Annotated in this window: 26 protein-coding genes and 1 tRNA gene; 14 read left to right on the forward strand and 13 right to left on the reverse strand. The window is 71.4% G+C overall.

The window, feature by feature from the left end; translation table 11 throughout:
- Positions 1–167: 167 nt before the first annotated feature.
- From ABD073_RS11485 to ABD073_RS11510, 6 genes are all read left to right on the forward strand, one after another.
- Positions 168–1,118 carry an ACP S-malonyltransferase gene (locus ABD073_RS11485; protein ID WP_343874751.1) on the forward strand — a complete coding sequence of 317 codons (951 nt, stop codon included), beginning with the start codon at positions 168–170 and terminating at the stop codon, positions 1,116–1,118.
- 1 nt (position 1,119) lies between these two features.
- Positions 1,120–2,106, forward strand: coding sequence for a beta-ketoacyl-ACP synthase III (locus tag ABD073_RS11490; RefSeq protein WP_343874752.1), 987 nt, complete (start codon positions 1,120–1,122; stop codon positions 2,104–2,106).
- 78 nt (positions 2,107–2,184) lie between these two features.
- On the forward strand, positions 2,185–2,430 hold the full coding sequence (locus tag ABD073_RS11495) for an acyl carrier protein (RefSeq protein ID WP_343874753.1): 246 nt from the start codon (positions 2,185–2,187) through the stop codon (positions 2,428–2,430).
- Positions 2,431–2,520: 90 nt separating this feature from the next.
- The gene (locus ABD073_RS11500) at positions 2,521–3,792 is read left to right on the forward strand and encodes a beta-ketoacyl-[acyl-carrier-protein] synthase family protein (RefSeq protein WP_343874755.1); all 1,272 of its coding nucleotides are present in this window, start codon (positions 2,521–2,523) and stop codon (positions 3,790–3,792) included.
- A 101-nt stretch (positions 3,793–3,893) separates the two neighbouring features.
- Positions 3,894–4,415 carry a GNAT family N-acetyltransferase gene (locus ABD073_RS11505; RefSeq protein ID WP_343874757.1) on the forward strand — a complete coding sequence of 174 codons (522 nt, stop codon included), beginning with the start codon at positions 3,894–3,896 and terminating at the stop codon, positions 4,413–4,415.
- Entirely contained in the window at positions 4,412–5,134 is a 723-nt protein-coding gene (locus ABD073_RS11510) for a phosphotransferase (protein ID WP_343874758.1), read from the forward strand. The genes ABD073_RS11505 and ABD073_RS11510 overlap by 4 nt, the downstream gene beginning before the upstream one ends.
- Positions 5,135–5,137: 3 nt before the next feature.
- On the opposite strand, the gene ABD073_RS11515 is transcribed toward ABD073_RS11510, so the two are convergent.
- On the reverse strand, positions 5,138–5,635 hold the full coding sequence (locus ABD073_RS11515) for a DUF3145 domain-containing protein (protein ID WP_343874759.1): 498 nt from the start codon (positions 5,633–5,635) through the stop codon (positions 5,138–5,140).
- A 119-nt stretch (positions 5,636–5,754) separates the two neighbouring features.
- Between ABD073_RS11515 and ABD073_RS11520 the strand changes: the two genes are divergently transcribed.
- The gene (locus tag ABD073_RS11520) at positions 5,755–7,668 is read left to right on the forward strand and encodes an alpha/beta hydrolase family protein (protein ID WP_343874761.1); all 1,914 of its coding nucleotides are present in this window, start codon (positions 5,755–5,757) and stop codon (positions 7,666–7,668) included.
- 124 nt (positions 7,669–7,792) lie between these two features.
- Here ABD073_RS11520 and ABD073_RS11525 read toward each other — a convergent pair whose 3' ends face one another.
- A complete protein-coding gene (locus ABD073_RS11525) occupies positions 7,793–8,476 on the reverse strand; it encodes a DUF2848 domain-containing protein (RefSeq protein ID WP_343874762.1) in 684 nt (227 codons plus the stop codon).
- Positions 8,477–8,615: 139 nt separating this feature from the next.
- Here ABD073_RS11525 and ABD073_RS11530 point away from each other — a divergent pair, with 139 nt between their 5' ends.
- Complete coding sequence (locus ABD073_RS11530; protein ID WP_343874763.1) at positions 8,616–9,938, forward strand: MFS transporter; 1,323 nt, start codon at positions 8,616–8,618, stop codon at positions 9,936–9,938.
- 35 nt (positions 9,939–9,973) lie between these two features.
- Here the strand turns inward: ABD073_RS11530 and ABD073_RS11535 are convergent, their stop codons facing one another.
- Positions 9,974–10,624, reverse strand: coding sequence for a GntR family transcriptional regulator (locus ABD073_RS11535; protein ID WP_343874765.1), 651 nt, complete (start codon positions 10,622–10,624; stop codon positions 9,974–9,976).
- Between the two features lie 31 nt (positions 10,625–10,655).
- Between ABD073_RS11535 and ABD073_RS11540 the strand changes: the two genes are divergently transcribed.
- Entirely contained in the window at positions 10,656–11,453 is a 798-nt protein-coding gene (locus ABD073_RS11540) for a carbon-nitrogen hydrolase family protein (protein WP_343874767.1), read from the forward strand.
- Positions 11,454–11,471: 18 nt separating this feature from the next.
- Here ABD073_RS11540 and ABD073_RS11545 read toward each other — a convergent pair whose 3' ends face one another.
- The 5 genes from ABD073_RS11545 to ABD073_RS11565 form a co-directional block, all read right to left on the reverse strand.
- Positions 11,472–12,176 carry a YggS family pyridoxal phosphate-dependent enzyme gene (locus ABD073_RS11545; protein WP_343874769.1) on the reverse strand — a complete coding sequence of 235 codons (705 nt, stop codon included), beginning with the start codon at positions 12,174–12,176 and terminating at the stop codon, positions 11,472–11,474.
- 94 nt (positions 12,177–12,270) lie between these two features.
- Entirely contained in the window at positions 12,271–13,233 is a 963-nt protein-coding gene (locus tag ABD073_RS11550; protein WP_386751683.1) for a VWA domain-containing protein, read from the reverse strand.
- Positions 13,234–13,238: 5 nt separating this feature from the next.
- A complete protein-coding gene (locus ABD073_RS11555; RefSeq protein WP_343874821.1) occupies positions 13,239–14,204 on the reverse strand; it encodes a VWA domain-containing protein in 966 nt (321 codons plus the stop codon).
- Positions 14,205–14,209: 5 nt separating this feature from the next.
- Positions 14,210–15,280 (reverse strand): DUF58 domain-containing protein, encoded by a 1,071-nt coding sequence (locus ABD073_RS11560; protein WP_343874771.1) that lies wholly within the window; start codon positions 15,278–15,280, stop codon positions 14,210–14,212.
- Between the two features lie 4 nt (positions 15,281–15,284).
- Positions 15,285–16,406, reverse strand: a complete 1,122-nt coding sequence (locus ABD073_RS11565; protein ID WP_343874772.1) for an AAA family ATPase — start codon at positions 16,404–16,406, stop codon at positions 15,285–15,287.
- A 181-nt stretch (positions 16,407–16,587) separates the two neighbouring features.
- Here ABD073_RS11565 and ABD073_RS11570 point away from each other — a divergent pair, with 181 nt between their 5' ends.
- Together ABD073_RS11570 and ABD073_RS11575 are read left to right on the forward strand one after the other, a co-directional pair.
- Positions 16,588–17,577 carry a hypothetical protein gene (locus tag ABD073_RS11570; RefSeq protein ID WP_343874773.1) on the forward strand — a complete coding sequence of 330 codons (990 nt, stop codon included), beginning with the start codon at positions 16,588–16,590 and terminating at the stop codon, positions 17,575–17,577.
- Complete coding sequence (locus tag ABD073_RS11575; protein WP_343874775.1) at positions 17,577–18,380, forward strand: HAD family hydrolase; 804 nt, start codon at positions 17,577–17,579, stop codon at positions 18,378–18,380. The genes ABD073_RS11570 and ABD073_RS11575 overlap by 1 nt, the downstream gene beginning before the upstream one ends.
- 29 nt (positions 18,381–18,409) lie before the next feature.
- Here the strand turns inward: ABD073_RS11575 and ABD073_RS11580 are convergent, their stop codons facing one another.
- From ABD073_RS11580 to ABD073_RS11590, 3 genes are all read right to left on the reverse strand, one after another.
- Positions 18,410–18,976 (reverse strand): NUDIX domain-containing protein, encoded by a 567-nt coding sequence (locus ABD073_RS11580; protein WP_343874776.1) that lies wholly within the window; start codon positions 18,974–18,976, stop codon positions 18,410–18,412.
- Between the two features lie 29 nt (positions 18,977–19,005).
- Positions 19,006–19,082: transfer RNA gene (locus tag ABD073_RS11585), tRNA-Ile, on the reverse strand.
- A gap of 24 nt (positions 19,083–19,106) precedes the next feature.
- The gene (locus ABD073_RS11590) at positions 19,107–19,589 is read right to left on the reverse strand and encodes a hypothetical protein (RefSeq protein ID WP_343874778.1); all 483 of its coding nucleotides are present in this window, start codon (positions 19,587–19,589) and stop codon (positions 19,107–19,109) included.
- On the opposite strand from ABD073_RS11590, the gene ABD073_RS11595 reads away from it, so the two are divergent.
- On the forward strand, positions 19,576–20,058 hold the full coding sequence (locus ABD073_RS11595) for a M23 family metallopeptidase (protein ID WP_343874780.1): 483 nt from the start codon (positions 19,576–19,578) through the stop codon (positions 20,056–20,058). The genes ABD073_RS11590 and ABD073_RS11595 overlap by 14 nt on opposite strands.
- Positions 20,059–20,092: 34 nt before the next feature.
- Here ABD073_RS11595 and ABD073_RS11600 read toward each other — a convergent pair whose 3' ends face one another.
- Positions 20,093–21,379, reverse strand: coding sequence for a TrpB-like pyridoxal phosphate-dependent enzyme (locus tag ABD073_RS11600; protein WP_343874782.1), 1,287 nt, complete (start codon positions 21,377–21,379; stop codon positions 20,093–20,095).
- Positions 21,380–21,418: 39 nt separating this feature from the next.
- Positions 21,419–22,309: a trehalose-phosphatase gene (gene otsB / locus ABD073_RS11605; RefSeq protein ID WP_343874784.1), complete on the reverse strand. Its 891-nt coding sequence runs from the start codon at positions 22,307–22,309 to the stop codon at positions 21,419–21,421.
- A gap of 113 nt (positions 22,310–22,422) precedes the next feature.
- On the opposite strand from otsB, the gene ABD073_RS11610 reads away from it, so the two are divergent.
- Together ABD073_RS11610 and ABD073_RS11615 are read left to right on the forward strand one after the other, a co-directional pair.
- On the forward strand, positions 22,423–23,817 hold the full coding sequence (locus ABD073_RS11610) for an alpha,alpha-trehalose-phosphate synthase (UDP-forming) (protein WP_343874785.1): 1,395 nt from the start codon (positions 22,423–22,425) through the stop codon (positions 23,815–23,817).
- Between the two features lie 12 nt (positions 23,818–23,829).
- Positions 23,830–24,150, forward strand: a complete 321-nt coding sequence (locus ABD073_RS11615; RefSeq protein ID WP_343874787.1) for a hypothetical protein — start codon at positions 23,830–23,832, stop codon at positions 24,148–24,150.
- Positions 24,151–24,153: the final 3 nt, after the last annotated feature.

Here is a 24,153-nt window from a genome sequence, read left to right on the forward strand (position 1 = left end):
GCCTGCCGGCGGGAATCCCACCGGCGTGATTCAGTGCCTCCCACAACCTCGCCCTGCGGTCCCCGCGGGGATCCGTGCAGCGCTTGTGGGGATCTCACAACACCGGCCCGCCCGATTTCGTGGCCTCATCCGCTGCACCGTGGGCCCCGAGACGGCAGGGTGGACCTGTGCTTGCAATCGTCGCGCCCGGACAGGGCGCCCAGACCCCTGGCTTCCTCGCCCCGTGGCTGGAGCTGGACAGCTTCGCCACGCGTCTCGCCGCGCTGGCCGAGGTGAGCGGCCTCGACCTGGCCGGCTACGGCACCACGGCCGACGCCGAGACGATCCGCGACACCGCGGTGGCCCAGCCGCTGCTGGTGGCCGCCGGGCTGGCCACCCACCAGGAGCTCTTCGACCACGGTGCTGCTCCCGAGCAGGTCGGCGTGGTCGCCGGGCACTCGGTGGGCGAGCTCACCGCGGCTGCCGCCGTGGGCGTGATGGGCCCCGAGGCAGCCATGGTGCTGGTGCGTGAGCGCGGCCGGGCGATGGCCGAGGCCTCCGCGGTGCGTCCCACCTCGATGACGGCCGTGATCGGTGGTGACCGGGACGAGGTGCTGGCTGCCATCGAGGCCGTCGGGCTGACCCCCGCCAACAACAACGGTTCCGGCCAGATCGTCGCGGCCGGCACCGTGGAGCAGCTGGAGCAGCTGGCCGAGAACGCCCCGAAGCGCGCGCGGCTGATCCCGCTCAGCGTCGCCGGCGCCTTCCACACCGTCCACATGGAGCCCGCCGTGGACCATCTGCGCAGCCTGGCTGCCGAGGTGGAGACCGCCGATCCTGCCACCCGACTGCTCAGCAACCGGGACGGCCAGTCGGTGACCTCCGGCCGCGACTACCTGGACCGGATCGTCGACCAGGTGGCCAACCCGGTGCGCTGGGACCTCTGCATGGAGACCATGGCGGGCCTGGGCATCACCGGCCTGCTGGAACTGCAGCCCGCCGGCACCCTGACCGGCATCGCCAAGCGCAACCTCAAGGGCGTCGAGCTGTTCAACCTGAACAGCCCCGACCAGCTCGACGAGGCCCGCGACTTCGTCACCCGCCACGGCGCCACCGGCGCTCCCGCCACGGAGGCCTGAGATGGCGCTGCGCACCAGTGAGCCGCGTCGCTTCTCCCGCGTGATGAGCGTCGGCTCGGCCCGCGGCTCCCGCGTGGTGGACAACGCCGAGATGTGCACCATGATCGACTCCTCCGACGAGTGGATCCAGCAGCGCACCGGCATCGTCGAGCGCCGCTGGGCCGCCGAGGGCGAGGATGCGCTGAGCCTGGCCGTCGACGCGAGTCGGATCGCCGTCGAGCGCTCCGGGCTGCAGCCCGACCAGATCGATGCCGTGCTGCTCGCCTCCATCTCCTGGACCCAGCAGACCCCCTCGATGGCCGCCCTGGTGGCCCAGCAGCTGGGCCTGTCGCGCCCCGCCGTGATGGACCTGTCGGCAGCCTGCGCCGGCTACTGCTACGGCCTCGGCGTGGCAGACGCGATGGTGCGCGCCGGCACCGCCCGCCACGTGCTGGTGGTGGGTGCGGAGGCCATGAGCCATGTGCTGGACAAGGCCGACCGTGGCACCGCCTTCCTGTTCAGTGATGGTGCAGGGGCATCGGTCGTCGGCCCGGCCGAGGAGCCGGGCATCTCCGCCACCCTGTGGGGCTCGGACCCCGCGCAGGCCGACGTGATCACCATCGACGACTGGTCCACGCTGGACTCCGGCCAGATCCCCTACATCCGGATGGACGGCGCCAAGGTCTTCCGCTGGGCCACCACCTACATCGCGGACCGCACCCGCGAGGTGCTCGAGGCCTCCGGCCTGGCGCCCGAGGAGCTCGACGCCTTCATCCCCCACCAGGCGAACAACCGGATCACCGATTCGATGTTGCGCCACCTCAAGCTGCCCGCCGATGTCGTGGTCTCGCGCGACATCACCCACATGGGCAATTCGTCGGCGGCCTCGGTGCCGCTGGCGATGGACGCCCTGCTCGCCTCCGGTGAGGCGCGCAGCGGACAGACCGCACTGCTGATCGGCTTCGGCGCAGGCCTGGCCTGGGCCGGTCAGGTGGTCACGCTCCCCTGAGGGAGCCCACGAGTTCCGGTGGCCGCCACCCGGCAGCCACCTGAAGCAGCACCACACCAACCACGCAAGGAGGGCCCCATGGCCAGCACCGAAGAGATTCGCACCGACCTCGCCGAGATCGTCAACGACGTGGCCGGCGTGGCCACCGAGGACGTCCAGCTCGACAAGTCCTTCACCGACGACCTCGACGTCGACTCGCTGTCGATGGTGGAGATCATCTACGCCTGCGAGGAGAAGTTCGGCGTCTCCATCCCCGATGAGGACGCCAAGAACCTGAAGACCGTCGGCGACGCCGTCGCCTTCATCGAGCGCGCCCAGGCCTGAGCCGGGCAGCCGGTCACCACCGGCACCGCGGGCGCGGCCCTGGCGCCGCGCCCGCGACCACCACCCACCCCACATTTGTCTGGAGTCACCATGACCACCGTTGTCATCACCGGTTTCGGCGCCTTCACGCCGCTCGGCGAAGATGCCCCCTCCACCTGGCAGGCGATGCTCGACGGGGTCAGCGGCGCCCACACCCTGCAGCACGACTGGGCCCAGGACCTGCCCGTCACCTTCGCGGCCGAGGCGATCAGTGATCCCGCCGCCAAGCTCGACCGGGTGCAGGCCCGTCGCCTGGACCGCTCCACCCAGCTCGCCCTGGTCGCCGGCGAGGAGGCCTGGACCGATGCCGGTTTCGCCTGGCAGACCGAGCCCGGCACCGAGCGCACCGACGGCCTCGACGAGGACCGCGTCGGCGTCAGCGTCGCCAGCGGCATCGGCGGCCTGAACACCTTGGTGGCCCAGTGGGACATCCAGAAGGACAAGGGCCTGCGCCGGGTGAGCCCGTTCACCATCCCGATGCTGATCTCGAACGCGCCCGCCGCGAACATCGGGCTCAGGATCGGCGCCCGCGCCGGTGTGCACACCCCGGTCAGCGCCTGTGCCTCCTCCAACGAGGCGATCAGCCTGGGCATCGACATGATCCGCCTGGGCCGCGCCGACGTGGTGCTGGCCGGCGGCACCGAGGCCGTGATCCACCCGCTGCCGATCAACGCCTTCGCCCAGATGCAGGCGCTGAGTCGCCGCAACGAGGCCCCCGAGGCAGCCAGCCGCCCCTGGGACACGGGTCGTGACGGCTTCGTGATGGGTGAGGGGTCGGTCTGCCTGGTGCTGGAGAGCCTGGAGCACGCGAAGGCCCGCGGCGCGAAGATCTACGGCACCCTGGCCGGAGCCGGCATCAGCGCCGACAACCACGACTTCGTCGAGCCGGATCCCTCGGGTCGCGGCCAGGCCGCCGCCATGGTGCGCGGTCTCAAGGAGGCCAACCTCTCCCCGGCCGACATCCGCCACGTCAACGCGCACGGCACCTCCACCCCCAAGGGCGACCTCACCGAGATCGGCTCGATCAAGAAGGCGCTGGGCTCGGCCGCGGAGGACATCGTGGTGACCTCCACCAAGTCGATGACCGGCCACCTGCTGGGCGGTGCCGGTGCGATCGAGACCTTCGCCACGGTGATGGCCCTCAACACCCGCCAGGTGCCGGCCACCATCAACGTCGAGAACTTGGAGCCCGGTCTGGGCGTCGACATCGCCACCACGGTGCGCGAGCTGCCGGCCGGTGACCTGGCCGCGGTGAACAACTCCTTCGGCTTCGGCGGGCACAACGTGGCCGTCGTGGTCACCAACCGGAACCAGAGCCGCTGACCGCTGGACGACCGGCAGGGCCTCGCACTGCGGTGCGGGGCCCTGTTGCGTCCCACGGGTGTCGAGGCGACAGGGTCCCCGCCAGGCAGCACAATGCAGCCATGAGTGTGCAGATCGTGCCGCCCGACCCCGGCTTCCGGGAGTCCCTGCTCGCCGCCTGGGACGAGTTCGACGCCGTGGACGGTGGCGGCGGGAACTGGACCGGCTGTTTCGGGCTCTCGCGTGAGCAGGTGTCCAGCGAGGAGGGCTTCGCGGCGATGTGCCGCACCCGCCGCCAGGAGGCCACGAACCCGGCCGAGGGCCTCGTCCCGGCCACCATGCTCTGGGCCGTCGAGGACGACGAGTGGCTGGGCCGGGTATCGATCCGCCACGAGCTCAACGAGCATCTGGCGCATGTCGGCGGCCACATCGGCTACGCGGTCCGGCCCACGGCCCGACGCCGTGGCATCGCCTCCGCCCTGATGCGCGCCGGCCTGGACCACCTGGCCGCGCTGGGCGTCGAACGCGCCCTGGTCACCTGCGACGAGGACAACACCGGTTCCATCGCGGTCATCGAGCAGGCCGGCGGCGTGCTGCAGGACGTGGTCGAGGCCAAGCGTCGCTACTGGGTGGCCACCGCATGAGCATCCCCACCGAGCAGCCCGAGGCGCCCTGGATCGTCACCGAGGAGGCCGACGGCGCCCCGGTGGAGGCGGTCTGGGTCAACGAGATCGGCGGCACCACCTGGCGGATCGGCCGCGGCGAGGCCGCCGACTACCTCAAGGTGCAGCCGGAGCACCGCGAGTTCGACCTGCGCGGAGAACTGGCCCGGCTGGACTGGGTGGCGGGTCTGCTGCCCACGCCCCGGGTGGTCTCCTACGGCGGCGACGGCGAGCTGGAGTGGCTGCGCACCCGCTCCCTGGGTGGTGAGAATGCCGTGAGTCCCACGAACCGGGCCCGGCCCGAGGTGGTGGTGCCCGCCCTGGGGCGGGCGCTGCGTCGCCTCCACGACAGCCTGCCGGTGCGCGACTGCCCCTTCACCTGGGACGTGGACGACCGGCTGGCGTCGCTCTCCGGTACCGAGCGGCGTCCGGTGCCGGCGGTGGCCCGCGGTGACCTGGTGGTCTGCCACGGCGATGCCTGCAGCCCCAACTTCCTGCTGGGGCCCGACGCCGAGTGCGTCGGCTACGTGGACCTGGGCCGCCTCGGCCTCGCGGACCGGCATGCCGACCTGGCCCCCGCCGTGCTCAGCCTGGGCTGGAACTACGGTCCGGGCTGGATGCTGCCCTTCCTCAAGGCCTACGGCCACCCGGTCGACCAGGAGCGGCTGGCCTTCTACACCTGGCTCTGGCAGGCCGAGTAGGGCTCAGCCGGCGCGGTGCATCCACCGCACCCCGTCGGCCTCGGCCTGGCGGAAGATGTCCAGCTCCTCGTCCCAGGCCACACCCAGCAGCTCGTCGAGGGCGATCCGGATCGGCTTGCTGCCGTCCGCGTCGGCCAGGATGGCGGCGCGGATCCGCTCCTCGGGCACCAGGATGTCGCCGTGCACCCCGGTGGTGGCATGGAAGATGCCGAGCGAGGGGGTGTAGCTCCAACGGCTGCCCTCACCACCGGCAGGCGCCTGCTCGGTCACCTCGAAGCGCAGCTTGGACCAGTGCAGGAAGGCGCTGGCCAGCTTCGCCCCGGTGCCCTCCGGGCCCTGCCAGGCCAGCTCGGCGCGGTAGCTGCCGGGCTGCACCGGCTGCGGCTGCCAGTCCAGGTGAGTGGGCATGCCAAGGACGCCTCCGACTGCCCATTCGATGTGCGGGCACAGGGCCGAAGGCGTCGAGTGGACGAAGAGCAGTCCACCAGTCGTCGTCACCATGCATTCCTCCTGGTCGGTGGTGCCTTCCCCTGCACACTGGCCGATCGGAACGGGTGATGCCCCGATTGTGCATCACGGCGGCCGGCAAAGCCAACGTCCGACTGGGTAGGGTCGGGGCCATGACCACCCTGACCGCCGGAAGCTGGCCCTCCCCCGTCACCGTCGACGCCCTGCTGGGCGCCGCCACCTCGCTGTCCAGCCTGGACGTGGACGGCGACCAGGTGCTCTGGCTCGAGTCCCGGCCCCAGGAGGACGGGCGCACCACGCTGGTGCACCTGCAGGGCGACGAGCTGCAGGAGATCACCCCGGCGCCGATGACCGTGCGCTCGCGGGTGCAGGAATACGGCGGCGGTGCCTGGCACGCGGCCGGCGGCACCATCGCCTGGTGCGACGACGCCGACCGTACGGTCAAGCTGGCCGAGGCCGGCCAGGTGCGCACCATCACCACCGGGGATGCCGGCCTGGTCCATGGCGACCTGCGGGTGGTGCCCCGGCACCGGCTGGTGCTCGCGGTGCGCGAGGACCAGCGGGCCGAGGGCGAGGCGGTCACCGAGATCGTGGCGCTGTCCATGGACTCGGACAATGCCGACGGCGGCACGGTGCTGGCCCACGGCGCTGACTTCTACGCCCACCCGGAGCTCTCCGAGGACGACCGGCTGGCCTGGGTGGAGTGGAGCCATCCCAACATGCCCTGGGACGGCACCCGGCTGATGGTGGCCCGCTTCGCCCCCGACGGCCTGGGCGAGGCCCGGCAGGTGGCCGGCGGCGACCAGGTCTCGGTGGTGCACCCGCTGTGGGGAAGTGACGGCCGGCTCTTCTTCCTGGGCGACGAGTCCGGTTTCTGGAACCCATGGGTCTGCGAGGGCGAGGACTGCCGCCAGCTGCTGGTGGCCCCGCACGACATGTGCCGCCCGCTGTGGGTGCTGGGCAACCAGGCCTGGGCGGTGCTCGACGACGACCACCTGGCGCTGATGACCTATGTGGACGGCGCCGCGCGGCTCGGGCTGCTGGAGGTCTCCACCGGACGGCTGCGCAGCCTGGAGCAGGGCTTCGCCGACGTCGACTCGATCGCCGCCGGGCCGGCGGGCCTGTTCGCCGTGGTGAGCCATGCCGACCGCGGCGACGAGCTGGTGCGCATCGACCCCGAGAGCCTGGCCGCCACCGTGGTACGGCGCAGCTACCAGCAGCTGCCCGACCCGGCCTGGGTCTCGCGGCCGGAGTCGATCTGGTTCGAGGGCCGCCACGGCCGCAGCCAGGCCTGGTACTACCCGCCCACCAGCCCGGACAGCGAGCTGCCCGCCGGTGAGCTGCCGCCGGTGATCGTCAACACCCATGGCGGGCCCACCGGCATGGCGCCCAGTTCGTGGAATCCCGGCTTCCAGTTCTGGACCTCACGCGGTTTCGCCGTGCTGGACGTGAACTACTCTGGCTCGGCCGGCTTCGGTCGCGAGTACCGCAACCGGCTGCGCGGCAGCTGGGGCGTGGCCGACATCGACGACTGCGTCGACGCCGTGCGCAGCCTCGTGGATCGCGGCCTGGCCGACGAGCGCCGGGTGGTGATCCAGGGCGGCTCGGCCGGTGGCTACACCACGCTGCAGGCCCTGGTCAGCTCCGACGTCTTCGCCGCGGGCGTCAGCCGTTACGGCATCGGAGACCTGGAGATGCTGGCCACCGACACCCACAAGTTCGAGTCGCGCTATCCCTTCGGCCTGGTGGGCCCCTACCCCGAGGCCCGCGAGCTCTACCGGGAGCGCTCCCCGATCCACCACGTCGAGCGGCTCAGCTCCCCGATGCTGATCCTGCAGGGGCTGGACGACAAGGTGGTGCCCCCCAACCAGGCCGAGGCGATGGCCGAGGCGGTGCGCGCCAAGCAGCTGCCGGTGGCCCTGGTGCTCTTCGAGGGCGAGGGCCACGGCTTCCGCAAACTGTCCACCCGTCGCGCGGTGGTGGAGGCCCAGCTGTCCTTCTTCAGCCAGCTCTTCGGCTTCACGCCCGCCGACGAGGTGCCGCGGCTGGAGATCGAGAACCTCTGAGCCGCTTCGGCAGGCCCCCCGAACGGCAGAACGGCCCCGGATCCAGGAAGGGATCCGGGGCCGTTCTCGCCCACGTCGTCGGTCCAGGCCTCGGGGGATGGCCTGGCTGCGGGGCCGTACCGGTTCATCCAACCGGTGCGGGGAGCATCTCGACGTCGTAGGCGAGCTCGATGCGCCGACCGGTCTGCGGGTCCGCCAGCTCGACGCGCCAGCGGTCGGCGAACTGGTCCACGCCTTCGGTCATCAGCACGGTGCCGGAGACCAGCACCGTCCCGGGCTGGTCCAGGCCCATCTCGCGCAGCACGCCCAGCCAGTGGTCCGGGGTCAGCAGCGCAGCGCAGGAGGAGTCCTGCAGCAGCTCCTCGCGGCCGTCGCTGGTCACCCACGCCTTGAGCGTGATCTGGTCCAGGTGGTCGCGCACCTCGTCGAGCCACCAGGCCTCGCGGGCCAGCACGTCGGGCGAGGCATTCTTGGACCAGGCCACGCCGTGCACCTCCAGCTCGCGGTCGGTGTGGTCGCAGGCGGCGGTCAGCAGCACACCCTGCTCGGTGATGACCAGCGCCCACTCGGCCTCGCCGGAGGTCCGGTCGTGCTGCACCTCCACCAGCTCGGTCTGCTGGGCCAGGTAGGTGGAGACCGGGTACAGGGTGGGCACGGTGCTGGGACCGGGCACGCCGAGCGCCGCCAGCTCCTCGATGTGGGCCCGGACCTCCTCGGTGTTGCGCCCGGCGTAGCCGGCGTTCAGGGTGCGACGCACGTCGACGGTGGTGGTGCTGCCGTCGGGAAGGCTGAAAACGAGCTGGTCCATGCTGGTCCCCTGTCGACGAGAATTCTTCGGCGAGGCCCTAGGAAGGCCGCGCTTGGTATGCCTAATGTATACAACACCCCGATTCGGGGACAGCCCCCACCCGGGGACAATGGCAACGATGCTCAGTGAAGGGGACCCCATGTCCGCAGCGGTCATGCCGGAACAGACACCGGAGGAACGGCGCAACCTGCGCAAGGCCTTCATCGCCTCCCTGTCCGGCACCTCCCTGGAGTGGTACGACTTCGCCCTGTTCGGCGCCGTCACCGGCACCGTCTTCAGCAAGCTCTTCTTCCACGGCGCGGACCCCGCCATGGACACCATCAAGGCCTTCATGACCTATGGCGCCGGCTACGTGGCCCGTCCCATCGGTGGCATCTTCTTCGGCCGGCTGGGCGACGTGGTGGGCCGCAAGAAGGTGCTGGTGTGGACGCTGAGCCTGATCGGTGTGGCCACCTTCGCGATCGGCCTGCTGCCCACCTATGCCAGCGCGGGGGTCTGGGCGCCGATCCTGCTGGTGCTGATGCGCTTCCTGCAGGGAGTGGGCGTGGGCGGCGAGTGGGGCGGCGCGGTGCTGCTGTCCAGCGAGTTCGCGCGGCCCGGCACGCGGGGGCTGTGGGCCTCGGCGGCGCAGACCGGTGTCCCGCTGGGCTCCTTCCTGGCGAACCTGCTGCTGGTGGTGATGACCGCCTCGATGTCCCAGCAGGCCTTCCTGGCCTGGGGCTGGCGGTTGGCCTTCATGCTCTCGCTGGTGCTGGTGGCCTTCGGGCTGTGGATCCGACGCACCCTGGAGGAGACGCCGGTCTTCCAGAAGCTCGCCGAACAGGGCGAGGCACCCAAGGCACCGGTCACGGAGGTCTTCCGCACCCAGGGCCGGGCGCTGCTCGGCGCCATCTTCACCCGCTTCGGCCCCGACGTGCTCTACGCCTTCTTCGCGGTCTACGTCATCACCTGGCTGCAGACCGGCCCCAACCGGCTCAGCAACACCCAGGCGCTGATCTGCACCATGACCGCAGGCCTGATCCAGGTCTTCACCATGCCCTTCGCCGGTTGGCTGTCGGACCGGATCAACCGGCGGCTGCTCTATGCCGTGGCCTGCGCCCTGGGCGCGGTGTGGTCCTTCGTCTTCGTGGCCATGCTGCAGACCCGCTCCTTTGGCCTGGCCCTGGTGGGCGTGGTGATCGGGCTGATGACGCACTCGTTCATGTACGCCCCGCAGGCGGCCCACATCGCCGAGCAGTTCCCGGCCCGGCTGCGCTACACCGGCTCCTCGCTGGCCTACACCTTCGCCGGCATCTTCGCCGGTGGCCTGGCCCCCACCATGTTCGCGCTGTTCATGAAGAACCATGCCGGCAACGCCTACTGGATCGCCGGCTACATCGCGGTCGCCTGCCTGGTCACCCTGGTGGGCCTGGCCATGGGGCGGGCCGTGGTGGACGAGGTCGACCAGGCCGCGCAGGCATGAGCGCCAGCTGGCCCGCCACCCTCGTGGCCTCGTGCTCAGTGCGAGGGGCGCACCAGCTCATGGCTCGCGGCCAGGTGCGCGATGATCGCGGCATGGCTGCGCTCCTCGTCCCCGTCGAGCAGGGCGTCCAGGATCAGCTGGTGCTCGACGACCACCTCCCGTCTCCGGGTGGGCTGCAACACCGCCTCCACGCCCACCAGCACCTGGCGGGAGCGCAGCTTGGCGTAGAGCTGACAGAGCAGGGCATTGCCGGCGGCATCCACCAGGGCCTGGTGGAAGTCGCGGTCCAGCTCGATGAAGGCCAGCGAGTTCTCCGCGTCCACCGGCATCTCCTCCTGCTGGGCCAGCAGGGCACCCATCCGGCCGCCGGGCACCTCGTCTCGGGCGATCGTGGTGCTGGCCGCATGGCACTCCACCATCTGGCGCACCTCGAAGAGTTCGGCGACGGCACGTCGCGTCAGCCGCGGGATGAAGGCCCCGCGCTGCGGGATCATCTCGACCAGGCCGTCGGCGGCCAGCAGCAGGAAGGCCTCGCGCACGGGTGTGCGGGAGACGCCGATCTCGGCGGCCAGCTCGGCCTCGTTCAGGAAGGTGCCCCGTCGGCCGGCATCGGTGAGCACCCGGTCACGCAGGTACTCGTAGGCCCTCAACCGGCTGGTGAGCCGCGGTTCGCCAGCGTGATCCATCCCCCATGTATACCCCACCCCAGGAGAAGCCATGAAGGTCGCCCTCGCCCAGATCTGCACCACTGACGACGTCGCCGCCAACCTCGAGCAGGTGGCCGCCCGGGTGGCCGAGGCCGCCGCCCGGGGCGCCGAGCTGGTGGTCTTCCCGGAGGCCACGATGTGCGCCTTCGGCCACCCGCTGGGCGGGATCGCCGAGCCGCTGGACGGTGGCTTCGCCCGTCGCGTGGAGCAGTTGGGCCGCGAGCACGACATCCACGTCGTGCTGGGCATGTTCACCCCCTCGCAGGACGGCTCGCGGGTGCGCAACACCCTGCTGATGGCCGGGCCCTCGGGCCGCTTCGGCTATGACAAGATCCACCTCTACGACGCCTTCGGCTTCCAGGAGTCGCGCACCGTGGAGCCGGGCTCCGAACCGGTCTGCTTCCCGCTGGGCAGCACCCGGCTGGGGGCGGCGATCTGCTACGACGTGCGCTTCAGCCAGCTCTTCGTGCACAACGCCCGTGCGGGGGCCACGGTGCAGCTGGTCTGCGCCAGCTGGGGTGCCGGGCCGGGCAAGGTGGAGCAGTGGCAGCTGGTCTGCCGCGCACGCGCCGTGGACTCCACCTGCTTCGTGCTCGCCTGCGGCCAGGCCGAGCCGGCGGCCTCCGGCGTCGACGCCGTCGAGGGCGCGCCCACGGGCGTGGGCCACAGCATGGTGGTCTCCCCCTTGGGCGAGGTGCTGGCCGAGGCCGGTGAGGCGCCCGAGCTGCTGGTGGCCGAGATCGACCTGGGCGAGGTGGAGCAGGTACGCCAGACCCTGCCGGTGCTGGCCAACGCCCGGCTGTCCTGAGCCGCCGGGCCGGGCGGCTCAGGCCTGGGAGCAGTCGCGCGCGCCGAAGATGGCGGTGCCCACCCGCACACAGGTGGAGCCGTGCGCGATGGCCAGCTCCAGGTCAGCGGACATGCCCATGCTCAGCTCGTCCCAGGCCGAGCCCAGCGCCTGGGCCTGGCGCAGCCGGTCCTGCAGCTCGCGCATCCGCTCGAAGCAGGCGGCCACCTGCTGCTCGTGGCCCTTGACCGCGACGGTCATCAGGCCGCGCACGTCGAGCGCGTCGAAGGCGGCCAGCTCGCGTACCAGGTCGACGGCCTGGTCGGGGGCGACGCCGAACTTCTGCTCCTCGCCGGAGGAGTTGACCTGAACCAGCACCGGCAGTCGCTTGCCCAGCGGCTGCAGCCGCTTGTCCAGCTCCTTGGCGACGCGCGCCGAGTCCAGGCACTGGAACTCGTCGGCCAGCTCGGCCACCTGGCGGGCCTTGTTGGTCTGCAGGTGCCCGATGAAGGAGAAACCGATCCTCTCCCCCGGCTCCAGGGCCGCGGACTTGGAGACCAGCTCCTGCACCTTGTTCTCGGCCAGCTGGGTGTACCCGGCGGCGGCCGCCTCGCGCAGCATCTCCATCGGGTGGGTCTTGCTCACCGGCAGCAGCCGGATCTCGGAGGCCTGGCGACCGTTCGCTGCGGCGGCCGTCTCGATGCGCTGCTGGATGGTGGTGAGGTTGTCACGGATGGAAGCCATGCCCACCAGTCAACCATCCTCGGCAGGGTGGTCTGTCCAGCTGCTTGCCCGCGCCCGGGCACGCCATCAGCTGGCGCTCAGCACCGGTGCTCGCTCAGGGCCAGCGGGCGCCCAGCGAGATGACGCCCAGCGCGGCCAGGGCGGCGAAGAGCAAGGCCAGTCCGGCGTACTTGTCGGTGACCTCGGTGTAGACCTTCTCGTAGCCGATGGAATGGGCGATGGTCTGGTACACCGCCTTCAGCTCGGAGTCGCTGGCGGCCGCGAACTTCTTGCCCCCGGAGGCCTTCGCCACGGCGCTCAGCTCCGCGTGGTTCACCGGGACCCGCTGGCGCTGCCCACCCTCCATCACGTAGCCGTCCGCGGTGCCGTAGGCGATCGTGTAGACCGGCACCTCCTGCTTCTTGGACTCCATGGCCGCGTCGACGGAGTTGCGGCCGATGTTGGTGGCGCCGTCGGAGAGCAGCACGATGGCGGCGGGAGTCTTCTCCTTGGGGTGCTTCGGGTCCGTGGGCACCAGCTTGAGCGCGTCCAGCGAGGAGTAGACGCCCTCACCGATCGCGGTCGACGGGGCCACCTCGAGGTTCTGGATGGCACGGTCCACCGCACCCCGGTCGGTGGTGGGCGGGACCACCACCTGGGCAGTGGCGGCGAAGCTCACCACGGCCACGTTGAAGCGCTCCGGGAGCTGGTGGGTGAACTGCACCGCGGCGTCCTGGGCGGCCCGCAGCCGGTTGGGCTTCACGTCGGTGGCCACCATGGAGCGCGAGACGTCGATGGCGATCACCACGGTGGCGCGGTCGCGGGGGACGTCGGTGTAGGCCTTGGGCATGGCCCAGGCCACCACCAGCGAGCACAGGCTGAGCAGCGCCAGGGCCACGGCCCCGTGGCGCTTCCAGGCCTTGTCCTTGGGGATCACCAGGTCGAGCCGGGTGCGCTGGCGCGCCCCGGTGGGCCGCAGCCGGCTGGCCAGCAGCAGGTAGGCCAGGCCGAGCAGGGCCGGCAGCGCCAGCCACCACAGCCGCCCAGGCCGCATGAACTCCAGGGCCATCGGGATCATCGGCATCACGGCCACCTCGCTGCCATCGAGACCGCGCCCAGGGCGGCCACCGTCGCGAAGGCCAGGGCATAGAGCGCGTACTGCGCGGTGCGCTCCTTGCGGACCTCCTCGTAGCCCACCACGCTGCGCACGTCCTTGTAGACGTCCTTGAGCTTGTCGGCGCTGCCGGCGCTCCAGGCCTGCCCGCCGGTGGCCTGGGCCACCTGCTTCAGGGTGGCGGCATCCGGGGGCACGCGCTCACGCTTGCCGTCGAGATCGACGTAGCCGGTGGAGGTGCCGTAGCTGATCGTGTAGACCGGCACCTTGGCGGCCTTCGCCGCCGCGGCGCCCGAAGCAGGGTCGCTGCCCTGGGTGTTCGTGCCGTCGCTGAGCAGCACCACCAGGCCGGGCGCGGGCTTCTTGTCCTCGCCCAGCGGGGCCTGTTTCACGGCATTGAGCGAGACGGTGATCGCATCGCCGATGGCGGTGCCGTCGGCCAGGTCGATGCCGTCGATGGCGCGCAGCGTGGCGGCGCGGTCCACGCTGGGCGGCATCCGCACCGAGGGGCTGCCGGAGAGCGAGACGACGGCCACGTTGTAGCTCTCGGGAAGTGAGTTCACGAAGTCCTTGGCGGCCTGCTTGGCCGCGTCGAGCCGGTTGGGCTTCACGTCGGTGGCCATCATGGAGCGGCTGGAGTCGATGGCCACCACGATGGTGGCGCGCTCCCGCGGCACCTTCTCCAGGCCCATCGGGCGGGCCCAGGCGAGGCTGAGCGCCACCAGCGAGCACAGGCTCATCGCCACGGCCACGTGGCGTCGCCACTGCGACTGGCGCGGCAGCACCGCGCCCAGCACGCCGGTATTGGTGTAGCGGATGCCTGTGCGGCCCTTGAGGCGCAGCAGCACCAGGTAGGCCAGCACCAGCAGCGGGAGCAGCAGCAGCGACCACAGCCGCAGCGGCGCCTTGAACTCCGGCAGGGTGAGCAGCGTCACGAGGTTCACCGGCTCACCCCCTGCGGCGGCTGGTGCAGCATCGAGGCGGTACGGCGGTAGGCCAGCACGAAGCGGGCGATGTCCTGCACCCAGTCACGGTCCGTGCGCAGCTGGATGTGGCCCACGCCGGCACGGCGCATCGCCATCCGGATCCGCTCGCGCTGCGCCGCGGAGGCCTCGTCCATCCGGGCCCGCGCCCCGGCATCCGAGGTGTTCACGTAGCGGGCGAAGTCGGTCTCCGGATCCTTGATCAGGATCTCGCCGACGTCGGGGAAGCTGATCTCGTGGGAGTCCACCACCTCGACGCAGAGCACCTGGTTGCGCACTGCCAGACGACGCAGCGCCCGCTCCCACTCCGGCTCCACGTCGGGGTCCAGCTCGGCGTCGCCGGGGGTGAGGAAGTCGCTGACCACCACGCGCATGCCGCGGCGGCGCTGGGTGCGCACCATCTGCTCGATACCCCTGGCCAGCGTCATGTCACCCGGTGCATGATCCGGCACGATCGGCTCGGTGAGCATGGTGCGCAGCAGCCCGTACAGGGCGGTGCGCCCGCTGCTGGCCGGCAGCCGCTTGACCGAGTCCTGGCGCATGACCATGCCGCCGAACCGATCCCCCATCCGCTGGGACAGGAAGCCGATGGTGGCGATGGCGGCGATGCCCAGGTCACGCTTGGTGACACCCTCGGTGCCCCAGTTCATCGACGGGGTGACGTCGAGCAGCGCCCAGACCTCGAGCTCACGGTCTGCGATGGTGTCGCGCACGTGCGGCACGGTGGTGCGGGCGGTGACCGCCCAGTCCATCCGGCGCACGTCGTCCTGGCCAGGCACGTAGGGTCGCGCGTCATTGCTGTCCGAGCCGGGGCCGGGCAGCAGGCCCTGGTGGTCGCCGTGCAGGAAGCCCTCCAGACGACGCACGATGGTGAGCTCCAGGCGACGCAGGGCCGCCTCGGGGGCCAGCTTGCCGAGCGGCAGGGTGGCTCCGGTGGGCGGCGCGAGCACGCTGCCCGCGGCACCGACGTCGAGGTCGGTGCGACGGGCCGGGGCCGCGAAGCCGGGCTTGGAGGACGGGAGCGACATCGGCTCAGGACTGCTCGTTCTGGACCTGCGGTGCCGGCGCCTGCGGCACCTGCGGGGCGGAGGCGGGGGGCTGCACCGAGTGCTGCTGGTGGGAGGCCTGGCGGGTCTGCTCGTTCCAGACCGGGGTGGGCGGCGGCACCATGGCCAGGATGCGCTCCACCACCTGCGCCGGCGCGATGTTGTCGGCGACGGCGTCGAAGCCCAGCACCAGGCGGTGGGCCATGACGTCGGGGGCGACGGCCTGCACGTCGGTGGGCAGCACGTAGTCGCGGCCGTGAATCAGGGCCAGCGCGCGGGCGGCGGCCACCAGGCCGAGCGTGGCGCGCGGCGAGCAGCCGATCTGGATCACATTGGTGAGATCCGGCATGCCGAACTCGGCCGGGGTGCGGGTGGCGAGCACCAGGCGCACGATGTACTCGGCCACCAGGTTGTGCACGAAGACATTGCTGGCCATGTCCTGCAGCTGGATCACGGTGTCCGGGTTGAGCACGTTGACCGGCTCCGGCGGGGTGACCGACATCCGGCGCAGGATCTCGAACTCCTCGTTGCCGCGCGGGTAGGGCACGTCCACCTTGAGCAGGAAGCGGTCGCGCTGGGCCTCGGGCAGCGGGTAGACGCCCTCGGACTCCACCGGGTTCTGGGTGGCGATCACGATGAAGGGCTTCTTGGCCGGGTACGTGTGGCCGGCGATGGAGACCTGCTTCTCGGCCATCAGCTCGAGCATCGCGGACTGCACCTTGGCGGGCGCGCGGTTGATCTCGTCGGCCAGCACGAAGTTCACGAAGACCGGGCCCAGCTCGATGTCGAACTCCTCCTTGGAGGCGGAGTAGATCCGGGTGCCGACGATGTCGGAGGGCACCAGGTCGGGGGTGAACTGGACGCGGGCGAACTCGCCGCCCACCACCGTCGCGAAGGAGCGCACCGCCAAGGTCTTGGCGACGCCGGGCACACCCTCCAGCAGGATGTGGCCCTTGGCCAGCAGGCCCACCATCAGCTGCTCCACCATGTGCTCCTGGCCCACGATCACCCGCTGCACCTGGGCGATGGCCTCGCCCAGCAGACGTGCCGCCGACTGGTTGTCGAGGGCGGGACGGCCCACGGGGGCGTTCTCGGGGGTGCTGCTCACGGATGTCTCCTGGCTGTGCGAGGCGGTGCGGACACGTAGCTTTCACACTACCGTGCACGTCGGGCCGGACCCTGCGGACTCACAGGCAGTTCCTCCACCCTGCCCGGGAGCCGCGGGACAGTCGGGCGACGCACGGCGGTCGGTCAGGTCCCTGCTTGGCCGATGTGGTGAGATTGACCCGATGACCATCGAGCCCCCCGCCCCCTCCTCCGGCGACGCCTCCGCGGACTTCCCGCCGGCCGCGCCGCTGCTGTCGAGCGATCCGCCGCGGATCGGCGACTTCTGGCTCGATGCCCGCCTGGTGGCCGGTCCTCCGGGCGTCGCCTACCTGGCCCACGGGCCCGACGGGGACGGCGCCGAGAGCCAGGTCATGCTGGTGGTGCTCACCGAGGGCGCCGCGAGCGATGCCGCGGCCCGACAGCGCTTCTCGGGCGAGGTCAACAAGCTCCACATCGACACGGTGGTGGCGCGTGGCGGCCAGGGCCAGGACGAGGGTCGGCTGGCGCACCGCTTCCGCAGTGCCGAGGCCGGGCCCGTCTCCCCCGACGGCGCACCGCTGGCCCCGTGGGTGGCGCTGGCCTACGACGGCAGCGAGGCAGCCGTCGCGGAGGCAGAACGCCTGCTGCGCAGCGTCGACCTGTCGGCCACCTCCCTGGTGGGCACCCCGGCCGGCCCGGACTACCGGCTGCACTGGCTGGACCGCACCGAGTCCGGACGCTGGCGGCTGTGGCCCCTGCCGTGGCCCGGGCGGGGTGACCGCGCGGGCTGGATCTCGATCCTGGTCAGCTGGCTGCTGATGATCCTGCTGGCCGCGCTGGCGCTGCTGGTGGCGGTGCTGCTCTTCCAGAACAAGCCGCCGGCTCCCCCGCCACCGCCGATCCCGACCAGCCCGCCGCCGTCGAACTCCTCGCAGTCGCCGCCGCCCTCCTCGGGTTCCCCGAGCCAGGGTTCCGGATCGCCCAGCTCGGCCTCGCCCAGCCAGGGGTCGGGCTCCCCGACACCGTCCTCGGCCTCCCCGAGCCAGGGATCCGGTTCGCCCAGCTCGGCCTCGCCGAGCCCTTCGGGCAGCACCGAGACCAGCCCCTCGGGCAGTCCCCGGATGGAGTCGCCGATGCCCTCGGGCACCGCCTCGGGCGCAGCCGGCTCGCCCACGCCGAACAAGAGGCTGTGATGCTGCCCTCGCTGATCGCCACCGACCTGGACGGCACCTTCCTGGGGGCCGACGGGCGGGCCAGCGAGCGCAATGTCGCCGCCCTGCTGCACGCCCACCGGCTCGGTGTTCCCGTGGTGGTGGCCACCGGACGGCCCGCCCGCTGGCTCGACGTGCTGGAGCCGCTGCGCGAGGCGCACCCCTATGTTCTGAGCAGCAATGGCGCGGCGGTCTACGACCTGGCCGAGGGCCGGATCGTGGAGAGCTTCCCGGTGCCGAAGGCCGAGGTGCTGGAGCTGGCGCTGCAGATGCGCGCGCTGTGCCCCGACGTGGTCTTCGGGCTGGAGTTCGGCATCGGCTACGCCCGTGAACCCGGCTATCCGCTCCGCGGTGACTTCGTGGAGGCCGACGACATCGGCCCGCTCGCCGAGATCGTCGAGCGCCATGACTTCGTCAAGCTGCTGGTGATCTCGCGCGAGCTGAGCTCCGACGAGCTGGGCGAGCGGCTGGCGCCGGTCTGCGAGGGCCGGCTCACCGCCACCTGGAGCCTGGGCGGGCCGTTGGGCCTGCTGGAGGTCTCGGCAGCCGGGGTGAGCAAGGCGACCACGCTGCAGCGACTGGCCGACGAGCTGGGGGTGGACCTGGCCGATGCGGTGGCCTTCGGCGACATGCCCAATGACCTGGACATGCTGCACGCGGTGGGCCACCCCTATGCCATGGCCGACGCCCATGCCCTGCTGCGCAATGCCGGCTTCCCGATCGCCGGCTCGCACGACGACTCCGGCGTGGGCCGAGTGGTGGAGCGGCTGCTCGCGGCCGACTGACCGGCTGGCTCGTCGCTGCCGCAGGCGCCTCAGCCGACCCGGCCCAGGTGCAGCGCTGCGTACATCAGGGCGGCGACGCTCTCGCCGTCGTGGATCTCGCCCTGGCGCACCATGCGCATCACCTCGGGCCAGGCGACGGCCCGCACCTGGCTGATCCCCTCCGCCTGCTGTTCCTGGCGGGCCAGCTGCTGGTCGGTCGCCGGGCGCAGACCGCGCGCCAGGAAGACGTGCTCGGGCGCGTCGCAGATCCCGTTCAGGGCGTCCATCCGCCCCACCTCGGTCCAGCTGGTGGCCTCGAATCCGGTCTCCTCCAGCAGCTCGCGACGAGCCGCGAGTTCCGGCCCCTGGCCGTCGGTGCCGCCGGCCGGGACCTCCAGCGACATCCGGCGCGTGGCGAAACGGTAGAGCTGCACCAGCAGCACCTCGTCGTCATCGGTGAGCGCCACCACGAAGACCGAGGGACTCTTGACCCGCACCACGCCGTAGATGCCCTGCCCGCCGTCGGGACGCACCACCTGGTCCTCGCGGACGCTGATCCAGGGGTTCTCGTAGACGGTGCGCGAGCCGAGGGTGGTCCAGCCGTGGGTGCTCTCCATGGCGTCGAGCCTAGCCAGCGGCGGCGGGCTGGTGGGGCGTGCGGGGCTCGAACCCGCGACCCAGGGATTATGAGTCCCCTGCTCTGACCGGCTGAGCTAACGCCCCTCGTCCAGCCTCCGGTGGGTCAGACTATCGGCTGGATCCGCACATCCTGCCCACATCGGGCCGGTGGGCCTGCCAGACTGGCCGCCAGATCGTCGGAAGGACGCCCATGCGCACCCACAAGGCACTGCTGCCCGCCCTGCTCGCCTGCCTGGCCTGCGGTTGCGGCCAGTCCGGCGGCACCGAGCAGGCCACACCGCCGCCCGCGCCCGCCTCCACGATCAGCACCCGCCCGGTCGCCAGCACCCCGCCGCCCTCCAGCGCAGTGCCCTCGCCGAGCGCGACGAGCACCCGGTCGACCTCGCCCACGGCCGAACCGTCGCACAGCGGGACGCTCGCCTCGAGCCGGCCCGCCTCCCCCAGCAGCTCCAGCACCGCCAGGCCCACCACCCAGCCCTCGGCCCCGGCCTCGTCGACGGGATCGCGGAAGAGCTCGCTCCCCGAGGGCGTGGTGGTCTCCGCCGGACGCGCGAAGTTCGACCCCACCAAGTGCCGGGTGGAATGGTCCACCTGGGAGGGCAACCGGCGCTTCTACGTCGACGATGACGACGCCGGCTGCTTCACCAGCCCCTGGTTCGAGGGAACCCATCCGGTGATGCTCTCCTACGGCCACACCACGGCACCGTGGTACGCCTCCCACGTGCACCACGGCGTGGACATCGACATGCCGAGCGGCACGCCCATCCGCTCGGCGGTCTCCGGCACCGTGCTGCTGCGTCCGGACACGCTGGGTGCCGGCTACGGCGCGAACCGCCTGCTGGTCCGGTCCCGGGGTGTTGACCACGTGATCGGCCACCTCGGCCAGGTCCAGGTGCGCGACGGGCAGCACGTCGAGCCGGGCGAGGTGATCGGCACCTCGGGGATGAGCGGCACCGAGGACATGGACGGCCCGCACCTGCACTTCGAGGTGCGCCCGGCGGGCACGCGCTACAGCTCCGCGGTCGATCCGTGGCCGGCGCTGCGCGCCGAACGCGCCTGACCCGCTCGGTGCCGACCGCCTCGTCGGGGCCGGCTCAGACGTAGTCCTCGTAGGCCACCAGGTCCAGTACGCCGTTGCCGGACAGGCCGAACAGGATGACCTCCCCCGCGCGGGCCTGGCGGGCGTGCGCGATGGCAGCGGCCACCGCATGGGTGGACTCGGGCGCAGGGATGATGCCCTCGGTGCGGGCGAACAGGATGCCGGCGGCGAAGGCGTCGTCCTGCTCCACGGCGGTGGCCTCCATCAGGCCCAGGTCCACCGCGTGGGAGACCATCGGCGCCATGCCGTGGTAGCGCAGGCCGCCGGAGTGGATGGCCGGCGGCACGAAGTCGGCGCCCAGCGTGTGCATCTTCAGCATCGGGGTGAGCCCGGCGACGTCGCCGAAGTCGTAGCGGAACTCGCCCTGGGTCAGGGAGGGGCAGGCGGCCGGCTCGCAGGCCACGAAGCGCGTGGTGGTCCCCTCGCGCAGGTTCTGCCCGATCAGCGGGAAGGTGAGACCGGCCAGGTTGGAGCCACCGCCGGCGCAGGCGAAGACCACGTCGGCCTGCTCCTCGCCGGCCTGACGCAGCTGGTCCAGTGCCTCCAGGCCGATCACGCTCTGGTGCAGCATGACGTGGTTCAGCACGCTGCCCAGCGCGTAGTGGGTGTCCTCGTTCTGCACGGCCACCTCGACGGCCTCGCTGATCGCCATGCCGAGGCTGCCGGTGGTCTCGGGGAAGCGCTCCAGCATCTCACGACCGGCCTGGGTCAGCTCGCTGGGCGAGGGATGGCAGACCGAGCCGTAGACCTCCATCTGGTAGCGGCGATAGGGCTTGGAGTCGTAGGAGGAGCGCACCTGCCAGACCTCGCAGGTCATGTCGAACAGGGCGCAGGCCAGGCTCAGCGAGGCACCCCACTGGCCCGCCCCGGTCTCGGTGGTGAGCTTGCGGATGCCCTCCTGGCGGTTGTACCAGGCCTGCGGCACGGCGGTGTTGGGCTTGTGGGAGCCGGCCGGGCTGACGCCCTCGTACTTGTAGTAGATCCGCGCGTCCGTGCCCAGCTCCTGCTCCAGGCGGGTGGCGCGCACCAGCGGCGAGGGGCGCCAGCGGGCATAGACCTCGCGCACCGGCTCGGGGATCTCGATCCAGCGCTCGGTGGTCACCTCCTGCTCCACCAGGGCCATCGGAAAGAGCGGGGCGAGGTCCTCGGGGCCCAGCGGCTCACGGGTGGCCGGGTTGAGGGCAGGTGCCAGCGGCTCGGGGAAGTCGGCCGCCAGGTTGTACCAGTGGGTCGGGACCTGGCTGGGCACGACGGTGGGCTGCGGGGCGGGCTGGGTGGCCATGGTGACTCCTGTCTGCTGCTGGTGGCAGGAGGCTAGCGCTCAGCGCTCGCGCTGCGGCAGGGCGTCCACAGCCCGTGAGACCTCGGCCAGCCAGGCCGCGACGCCCTCAGGACCACCGCACAGCACGTCGGCCTGGGCGGCGACGGCGGGCTGCTCCTGGGAGCCGGCCACCACGCACAGCCCCAGCACCCCGTCGGCGGTCAGCTCGCGGACGGCGGCGAAGGCGGCCAGGTCACCCAGGTCGTCGCCCATCATCACCACCACAGCGGGATGGCTGCGCTGGGCCAACAGGTGCAGTGCCTCACCCTTGGTGGTGGTCGAGCTGCGCAGCTCGATCACATTGCGCCCGGGTTCCAGCACCAGCTCGTGCTCGGTGGCGATGCCGGCGAGCGGCTCGCGCAACCAGTCGTAGGCGGCGGCCGGGTCGAGCGCCCGCCGGGTGTGCACGCCGATCGCGCGGCCCTTGTCCTCCACGGCGACGCCGGAGAGGAAGTCGAGCTCGGCGTTCGCCGCGAGCAGCTCGGTGACCTGGCTCTTCGCGGCCCGCACCGAGAGCGGGGCCGGCGGGCTGGTGGTCTCGCCGGAGGCGGCGTCCCAGGCCTCCTGGCCGTACTGGCCCAGCACCAGCACCTGGCCGAAGGCCGGCTCCTCGCTGAAGCGTCCGAGTTCGCGGACCACGTCGACGCCGCGGCCGGTGATGACCGCCAGCTGCCCCACCCGCGGCGCCAGCTGCACCAGCGCCGCACGGGCAGCAGGGTGCATCCGGGCCGCCATCGGGTCCTCGACGATGGGTGACAGGGTGCCGTCGAAGTCGGTGGCCAGCAGGGTGCGGTCCAGGTGCGCGGCGACCAGGTCGACGGAGCGCTCGCCCAGTTCGGTGACGGCGCGCCACTGGCCGGTGCTGGGCAGGGTGGCGGTCTGTTCGCTCATGACTCCACCCTTTCACGCCCAGGGGCGCCGGACGGGCCCTGCTGGAGGGTGGTTTCTGCACCGGGGCGGCGCTATAGGTTGGGGGTGACAGCGATGCGAAGGAGTGCTGAGCGATGAACAGCGACCACAAGGCCGACTTCCTGGTGGTGGCCAACCGGCTGCCGGTGGACCGCAAGACCGATGCCGACGGCAATCCCGTCTGGCGCACCTCCCCCGGCGGCCTGGTGACCGCGCTGGAGCCGGTGATGAAGCGCAAGGGCGGCGCCTGGGTGGGCTGGCACGGTGCCCCGGACGAGACCATCGAGGGCTTCGAGCACGAGGGCTACCAGATCGTGCCGGTGCCGCTGGGTGAGCAGGAGGTCGAGGAGTTCTACGAGGGCTTCTCCAATGCCACTCTGTGGCCGCTGTACCACGACTGCGTCGCCCCGCCGGAGTTCCACCGCGAGTGGTGGGACACCTACAAGGCGGTCAACCAGCGCTTCGCGCAGGCCGCGGCCGATGTCGCCGAGCAGGGGGCGACGGTCTGGGTGCAGGACTACCAGCTGCACCTGGTGCCCTCCATGCTGCGTGAGCTGCGTCCCGACCTGCGCATCGGCTTCTTCCTGCACATCCCCTTCCCGCCCAAGGAACTCTTCCAGCAGGTGCCCTGGCGCAAGGAGCTGGTGGAGGGCCTGCTCGGGGCCGACCTGGTGGGCTTCCAGCTGCCCGGCGGTGCGTCCAACTTCATCCGGCTCGCCCGACGGCTGTCCGGCGTCGAGGCGCTGGGAGACACCATCACCATGCCCGACGGCCGTCGGGTCAGGGCCCGGGCCTATCCGATCTCGATCGACGCCGACGGTTTCAAGGCCCTGGCCGAGGACCCGGCGGTGCAGGAGGAGGCCGCGCAGCTGCGCGAGAACCTGGGCAATCCGAAGAAGATCTTCCTGGGCATCGACCGGCTGGACTACACCAAGGGCCTGCGCCAGCGGATCCGGGCCTTCGGCGAGCTCTTCCGTGACGACGAGCTGGATCCCGCGGAGTCCGTCTTCCTGCAGGTGGCCACGCCCTCGCGGGAGCGCGTCGAGGAGTACAAGAAGCTGCGCGACGACATCGACCTGCTGGTGGGCCGGATCAACTCGCAGGAGGGCGACATCGGCAACCCGGTGATCGCCTACCGGCACGACTCCTTCCCGCGCACCACCATGGCGGCCATGTACTCCATCGCCGACGTGATGGTCGTCACCCCGCTGCGCGACGGGATGAACCTGGTGGCCAAGGAGTACATCGCCTGCCATCCCGACGACGAGGGTGCCCTGGTGCTCAGCGAGTTCGCCGGTGCCGCCAAGGAACTGAAGCAGGCCTACATCGTCAACCCGCACGACCTGAACGGCATGAAGAAGACGCTGGTGAAGGCCGCCACCGACTCCCCCAAACAGCGGGCCCGTCGGATGAAGGCGATGCGCAAGCAGGTCTTCAGCCACCAGATCGACGACTGGGCCAACGACTTCCTGCACGACCTGGGCGTCTGAGAGTCGGACCGGATGAGCGAGCGGATCCGGGTGAGGCTCTTCGCCGAGTACGGCAGGGACTGGCCGCTGTGGTTCCCGGCTGACCGGCCGGAGTACGACGACGAGGGCATGGGCCTGCTGAGCGGCGATCTGGTCCAGCGGGCCGTGGACTGGGCCGCAGACTTCGGTGCCCTGGAGCCGGGCCTCGCATGGCCCTCAGAAGTCGCGCGTCTGCAGCACCTGCTGGAAGGCTACCGTCTGGCCCGTCTGGTCCAGGAGGAGCTGGGCCCGGGCTTCGACGTCGTGGCCACCCACGACCACTTCGGCGACCCCTGGGCCGGCCTCACGGACTGAGGC

Source organism: Luteococcus peritonei (genome assembly GCF_039526385.1).
Lineage (GTDB): Bacteria > Actinomycetota > Actinomycetes > Propionibacteriales > Propionibacteriaceae > Luteococcus > Luteococcus peritonei.